The 6,236-nt window shown below is 55.1% G+C and carries 7 protein-coding genes; 2 read left to right on the forward strand and 5 right to left on the reverse strand.

Features of this window, described 5'->3' with window-relative positions; genetic code table 11:
• The coding region (locus Q0072_RS21165) for a hypothetical protein (RefSeq protein WP_298333875.1) at window positions 1-188 on the reverse strand (188 nt) is incomplete at its 3' end.
• A gap of 115 nt (window positions 189-303) precedes the next feature.
• Here Q0072_RS21165 and Q0072_RS21170 point away from each other — a divergent pair.
• Entirely contained in the window at window positions 304-834 is a 531-nt protein-coding gene (locus tag Q0072_RS21170) for a transposase (RefSeq protein ID WP_298333877.1), read from the forward strand.
• A 21-nt stretch (window positions 835-855) separates the two neighbouring features.
• Here the strand turns inward: Q0072_RS21170 and Q0072_RS21175 are convergent, their stop codons facing one another.
• The 4 genes from Q0072_RS21175 to Q0072_RS21190 form a co-directional block, all read right to left on the reverse strand.
• Window positions 856-1,830, reverse strand: a complete 975-nt coding sequence (locus Q0072_RS21175) for a glycerophosphodiester phosphodiesterase family protein (protein ID WP_298333879.1) — start codon at window positions 1,828-1,830, stop codon at window positions 856-858.
• Window positions 1,827-3,587 carry a hypothetical protein gene (locus Q0072_RS21180; protein ID WP_298333881.1) on the reverse strand — a complete coding sequence of 587 codons (1,761 nt, stop codon included), beginning with the start codon at window positions 3,585-3,587 and terminating at the stop codon, window positions 1,827-1,829. The genes Q0072_RS21175 and Q0072_RS21180 overlap by 4 nt, the downstream gene beginning before the upstream one ends.
• The gene (locus Q0072_RS21185; protein WP_298333883.1) at window positions 3,584-4,372 is read right to left on the reverse strand and encodes a hypothetical protein; all 789 of its coding nucleotides are present in this window, start codon (window positions 4,370-4,372) and stop codon (window positions 3,584-3,586) included. Before Q0072_RS21185 ends, Q0072_RS21180 begins: the two co-directional genes overlap by 4 nt.
• Before the next feature lie 560 nt (window positions 4,373-4,932).
• Window positions 4,933-5,322 (reverse strand): hypothetical protein, encoded by a 390-nt coding sequence (locus Q0072_RS21190; RefSeq protein ID WP_298333885.1) that lies wholly within the window; start codon window positions 5,320-5,322, stop codon window positions 4,933-4,935.
• 323 nt (window positions 5,323-5,645) lie between these two features.
• Here Q0072_RS21190 and Q0072_RS21195 point away from each other — a divergent pair.
• On the forward strand, window positions 5,646-6,236 hold a 591-nt coding region (locus Q0072_RS21195; RefSeq protein WP_298333886.1), incomplete at its 3' end, for an autoinducer binding domain-containing protein.

Consider the following 6,236-nt stretch of genomic DNA (forward strand, 5'->3'; position numbering starts at 1 on the left):
ATCAGCATGCCGGCATATTTGCGCCCCTCCACGCTTGCTGTGTCCAGAGCCTTTTGTGCCTGTTCCTTGGCCAGGGCGGCATCGTCCACAGCTGTAACGCCTACGATCTCGCCCAGTTCGTTCAACTCCACATCGACAATGCCGCCGACCTTCGGTGGTGTGCTGGATCGCCAATGTTGTTGCAGCATAAATGTCTTCGGTACTACGGTTATAGAAACAATGCCGGGACCGGCATTGGTATCTCGGAGAATTCTACTTCTTACCATCGTATCCTCTCTTCTGGATTATTTTAGAATTGATGCCTTGATCGCCGACCGCATTCAATTGAGGGAAATACGGGGTTTTAGCTTTCGGCTTCTGGGGGCGATATCCGCCGCTTACGACAGCAACATCGTGATGATCGACAGCACCTGTTTTCGTGTGCACCAGCACGCGGCCACGGGCAAAAGGGGCTGGAGACGATGGCGGCATGGGACGTTCACGTGGGGGCCTCACCAGCAAAATCCACGCGCTCGTCGATGCGAAGGTCGCCCTGTCCATCTCCGCCTGAGTGCCGGGCAGGTTGCCGACCGCACCGAGGCTGACGCACTGACAGAGGACCATGGCGAGGGTGCCATTCTACTGGCCGACAAGGGCTATGACAGCAACGCCATCCGCGCCAAAGCTGCCGAGCGGAAGGGCTGGGCCAACATTCCACCCAAGGCCAACCGCAAGGGCAGCTTCGTCTTCTCGTCCTGGGTCTATCGGCAGCGGAAACTTGTCGAAAGGTTCTTCAACAAAATCAAACAGTTCAGAGGTGTCGCCACCCGATGCGACAAAGGACCAATAAGCTGATTTTTGCGAAAAATTGGATAGTTATTTTAGATGTGACTGAACGATCGAGCAGAATAATTGTGGCGACCCGTCGATAATGACGCTGGCGGGCCAGGCGGCACGGGGCTGACGAGACAGCCAGCGCGCGAACGATATCGGGTCCTCCTCCGTATAGACACCGACGGAGAAGCCATGGTTGGACGCGTGGCGGAGCAGCTGCGGATTGCTCATGAAGTCGGCGGCGGCCACATGCAGACCCAGACTACCTGCTCCAACAAGGCGGCGGGCGGCGCCGGATATTCCCGCTTCCGTCAGCAGAGCCCGGTTTGCCTGGTCATCGTAGCCGCTTTGCAGCCGATCCTCGACCTTGGCCCGCATGTTGGCGGGCAGACCGGACAGAAGCCGGGAAGCTGTTCCACCGGAAGGAACCACCTTTCCCGATGGTGGACCGACGACGATGCCGACATAGTCCGCACCGGCCTCGGCCAGGCACTGGGCCACACTGTTGAACACCGTCGACCAGATGACCGTGGCGCCGGATGATGCGGCCATGGACAAAGCGGGCGTCAGGCTGGCACACCCGCCCACAGGCTGCTTAATCTCTATATTCAGGGCGATTCGCTCAACCCTTGCGGTGAACAGGGCATCGGCGAGAAAGGAGGGTGAACCCTCTACCTTGCCGTCGGCGCCGACGATCGTCGCGGCGCGCCAATCCTGCGCGGTCAGGTTTCCTACCGGCACACGGCCCCGCGTCTTCACTACGCGACCAGTAACGGCATCATGATGGAGGACCCATTCGCCGTCGCTCAATTGCTGGATATCAATTTCAGCCGCCCCAACGCCTTGGGCGGCGGCTTGCCGGATGGCGGCAAGACTGTTCTCCGCATGGTCATCCCCCCCGCGGTGCGCCTGTACCGAGAGGCCACCACAAGCCACACTTCCCATCGGCAGATCGGCGGCGGGACTGACCGTGCTGGCCAGCAAGGTGGCGACGAGTACACACCATTTACGTCTCATGACACTCTCCGGCGGTCGGTATAGCCGAACTCAACACTACCCATGATGGAGGTTCGGATTTTCTCGTTGATTGGATAGGCATATTGCTGGGCCCGGATGGTCCATTCCAGCAGGCCCGCCGTCAGGCCGCCGGCAAATTGGCCAAGCCGTGCCCCCACATGGGCGGCGACATAGCGGTCCAGGTTGGCATAGGCCTGACTTTGCGTGACGGTATTCGGCGCGGTCATAGGCATATAAATAAGATAGGCGACAACGCCGATGCTGATGGTGGCACGAAACGGCCAGTTGATCGTCAGGATGCCGGTCAGCAAGATCAACAGTTTCAGAAGATGGCCAGCACCGCCGACCAGGGAGAAGAACAGAGCGATTGGCGGCACGATCAGGCGTTGGGCAGCATCACTGCCCAATTGTTCATTTGTCCCGCCGGGTCCAAAGGTGCTGACAGGGGCACCGATCTGTTCCAGGTAGCGATTCACAGCCTGCATCACCAACGGACGGTAAACCGCCGTCTCGATCTGTGCCGCGTCGATCGTGGGCGGGAAGGTTCGGCTTTCTCCATTGAATCCAAGCGTCGCGCGGATCTTCTGCTGGACATGTCTTTGCGCGAAGAATTTCTGGAAACTGTCGATAGTCGCATCCATGTCGAAGCGCTTCAGTTCCTTGCTCAGGCGACTATCCGCCTCTCGCAAGACCTTCAGTTCGACAGCACGATAGAAGGAGTCGCGATCGTCCAACTGCCATGTGTCATGAAGGATCAAACCCTTCTGACCGAGTTTCTTGCGAACATCGTCATGCCAGCGCTCCGGCACCGTTTCCGGTGTCCAATTACGCTTTTTCAGGTCGCTGACATAGTTGCTCCATGCGCGCTCCTGTTCGGTGGCGACACCCTCCACCGTGTTATGGTGTTTCTTGATGCCGTTCTTGTACTGTTCCCAACTGTCTCTGACCTCCTTCATGATGGGCAGCCAGACATTATTGGAAAAGTGATTAAGCGTGCCGATGCAGCCTTCGGTCCCTGCGTCACACTCCACGGTGAAACGGTTGGCCGCCTGACGGCGGATCACCGCGAGACCTTTGCTTTCCAGATCGGGCAGGCCCAGCGCCAACATCGGGAACACCGCCGTAAAGGCCTTACCCGACGGTGACTGTTCACCATCGCAGAGGAAGATATCATCGACGCGCAGACGGCAGTCGGACAACCGCGCCGCCGCGTCGGCGAGGATGACGGCATTGCGTCGGTCCGTATCGTCAAGGCGGGCGACCATGTTGTTCACCAGACGGGTCTGGGCGACGAACATCGTTGCGATACTGGTCAGTACGAACAGGCTGGTGGCCAGAAGGCTGCGCAGGACGCCCCAATCCCCCACATGGCGTAAAAGAAGCAGCAGGGACAACCCGGCGATGACGCCGACCACGCTCAACCCCGGATGTAAAGGATCGCTGTTCAGATCCAGCAGCAGCCCGGCAATCATGAGGATCAGGGTGGCCGCGATGAATACGCGGCCACCGCCCGTCAGCGGCCGCCGCCGCAGCAGCAAGCCAGCGCCAACCAGCCCCAGCGCGACACCCGAAAGGACCCGCCCAAAATTCTCCAGGGAGTGGATCTCCTGGATGGTCGCTGTGCCGCCCGCAGCATCCAGCAGGCGGGCGGAGAAGGACAGCTCGAACAATAGATACGCCAGCGTCAACCAGAGCAGGGGTGACACAAGCAGGGATCGCATCCGCCCAGTGGCAGAGGCAATGGCATGCGTGTTCATGGCCGTTGGTTCCGCTGCGACGGTTCGGTGGAGAGATTGTCGACACCCACGGGCTTTGCGTCAGGTGTCTTGATCGTGGAGGGAATCTGCATGTCGGTGAATATGGGCTTTGGCTGGGCCGGGCGCGTGGCGCCAGAGGCTGCTCCAGATACGGTCGGCGCGCGTTTGCCGGCGGACTGGTTGGCCTGTTCCACTTTCTGACGTGCGCGTTCACGGGCCTGGGCGCGTTCGGCCTCCTGCATAGCCTGCAACTCGCTGTAGCGTTTGCCGCCCAGCAGGCCCTGGGCTGCCGAGAAGGTCCAAAGTCTGGGGTCGTCAGTGCCGGTTTCGTTCAAAAAGAAGTCTTTGTGATTTTTCCTGTATTCAATTTCGACCGGACGCGTGCAATCGCCTACTTTGAAGGTACTGGCACTCAAGTCTTCGATGAATAACAGGATATTATCAACAGCACAGTTCGGCGATACGCCTGTTATCAAAATCGCCGTGGTCTTCCCCACACGTGAATGCTGAACATCAGTGATCTCAGTTAGGTCGGGGATCGTACTGCCGCGCCAACCCGTCGCTGGAGCGAGATCGAATCCTTTTTTGGAGCCCAACCCATAAACACGCCGAATCAACCCTCTGCCGTCCCCCAGATGTGTTTCAACTCTGGCGACAGGTTCGTAAACACTCAGAAGATTATCAACGATCTGTGATACGGGATTATTACCCACCACTTGCATACTGACGCAGCCTGAAGGAATAATACCGCATACAAATGCCAATAAAAAATTAGAAAATCTCATGATTGCTCTCCAAGAGCTTACTAATATTTTCTTATAATCGATACCATTATTTCGATATAATTATCCATCGGCCATATTATTAACTCCTTTCTTAATAGGATGCAAATGAGTAGGTAAAAAAGATTAGTAGATGCTATGTGGATTTCATTTGAAGATTTTTCTATTCTGTATTAAGCGCCGCTGTAGCAACTCTGGTAGGCCAATGTAGAAAGTGCCAATGAATGGAATTAATATTCAGTGACCAAACACAAATCCGTCCGATCCTATGAGGCTTCACACTCATACCAGATGATGTGTCGCAACTGTCCTCTTGCCGAGCCGACCAAGGACCACTTCTTGAAGCGCCGCCGAGGGACTTTGGCGGGGCAAGCCCCACCAAAGTCCAATCATTGAATTTGCACCATCGCCGTGAACGTTAACACACGGATACCCGCATCCAACGTGCCGTGACTCACCGGAACAAGATAGTGCCAACAAAAAATCCGAAACGGTCCGCGACGAGCTCAAATACTGTCGAGATATTTAGACAAAGAAGTCTATTTAGATGTGTAAAAGAATTTCTATTTACTACTTTTTGAAATCATTTCATTTACTTTATTACGCTCAGATCGAGATCTGATCACAAAAACACCTTGCATAATAGGGCCAAGGCCATATAAAAGTAGCGGTAATAAAGGAATTCCCAGTAGTATCAAAATTAATCCAGCTATAGGATTCCCCGTATCATCACACTCATCTCCATCAGAGTAAAGATAAGCAATAACTCTACGTACAATAACTAGCGTAACTTCCGATCCATTAGAGTATGCCCTTTTTAAATAGGTTGACATCCCAGAACTATATGCTAAGTCACGAAATTTTTTTCCTCCAATTTCCATTATTGATGTTTTGGTGACACCGTCATTCCAGATACCATCACCAATAAGTGTGATTACGCCAGTTACAATCATCTTTCATTTCCCTCTGATTTGATGATTATTAATTTTCTACGGTCGATAAAACGGCGTTACCGCCGAAGGCTAAATTTTCCCGTCCTGCCATTTCACCACTCCTCCGCCAATTCTCAGCGTTCCGGTGCTGTGGCGCCCCGCTGCTGATATTCATGTGTGCGCCGCTCGCAGAGATCCCACGTGATCGGACCGCTTTCAATTGGGGGAAGTACCGGGTTATACAGATGGGGTCATGTCGGGTGGGGGCACGACCGGCCGTGCAATTTTAATAAAAAGCCATCAATTTGGCAGCCTTGCAGTTGGATCATGTGCGGAGTTGGGAATTGGCTGGTCGTTATCGGGACTTCTTTTCTGAAATCGCCGACATACTGTCAGCTACGAACTGTGTAGATCTGTTCAAAGAATTGGATCAGCACGCAAAGGATGCGGGCTTCGCCGCGGTAAGCTATGCGGCGCTTCGGCCGCCGCTGCAAGGCCAGCCGGGTGCTATCTTGTTCGACAGTTCGTCACCGCCCAGCTTTATCGAGACCTACAAGAATGAAGATTTTATTATCAGCGACCCAGTCGTGGCGCGCGCCGTGCGGAGCCCGCTCCCATTCAGCTGGATGGATTGCCCGGAATTTACCGGCTTCGATAGGCCCCGCCGGGGTCGCCGCCCGAGAGCGTTGACCGTCCTGGATCACGCCTCTGATTTTGGATATCAGGAGGGCCATGTGGTCCCCTGCAGTACGATCGTCGATGGTTTGACGGTGCCGGGTTTTGTGACGTTCTTCTGGCCGGAGGGTCGGATTATCCGACCAGTCCTGGAATCACCACTATGGTTTCGCTATCTGGTGCAACTTTTCCATGAAAAGTATATTTCCCTAAGCGGGATCAGTTTTCGCACCGTGGCGACGGTACCCCTGACGGACCGG

It is taken from the genome of Asticcacaulis sp. (assembly GCF_027484505.1).
Taxonomy (GTDB): domain Bacteria; phylum Pseudomonadota; class Alphaproteobacteria; order Caulobacterales; family Caulobacteraceae; genus Asticcacaulis.

What these genes read in the sequence shown, in the direction of transcription:
- Q0072_RS21175 (WP_298333879.1), bottom strand. Translation starts at nt 1,830, where the DNA reads ATGAGACGTAAATGGTGTGTACTCGTCGCCACCTTGCTGGCCAGCACG.
- Q0072_RS21190 (WP_298333885.1), bottom strand. Translation starts at nt 5,322, where the DNA reads ATGATTGTAACTGGCGTAATCACACTTATTGGTGATGGTATCTGGAAT.
- Q0072_RS21185 (WP_298333883.1), bottom strand. Translation starts at nt 4,372, where the DNA reads ATGAGATTTTCTAATTTTTTATTGGCATTTGTATGCGGTATTATTCCT.
- Q0072_RS21180 (WP_298333881.1), bottom strand. Translation starts at nt 3,587, where the DNA reads ATGAACACGCATGCCATTGCCTCTGCCACTGGGCGGATGCGATCCCTG.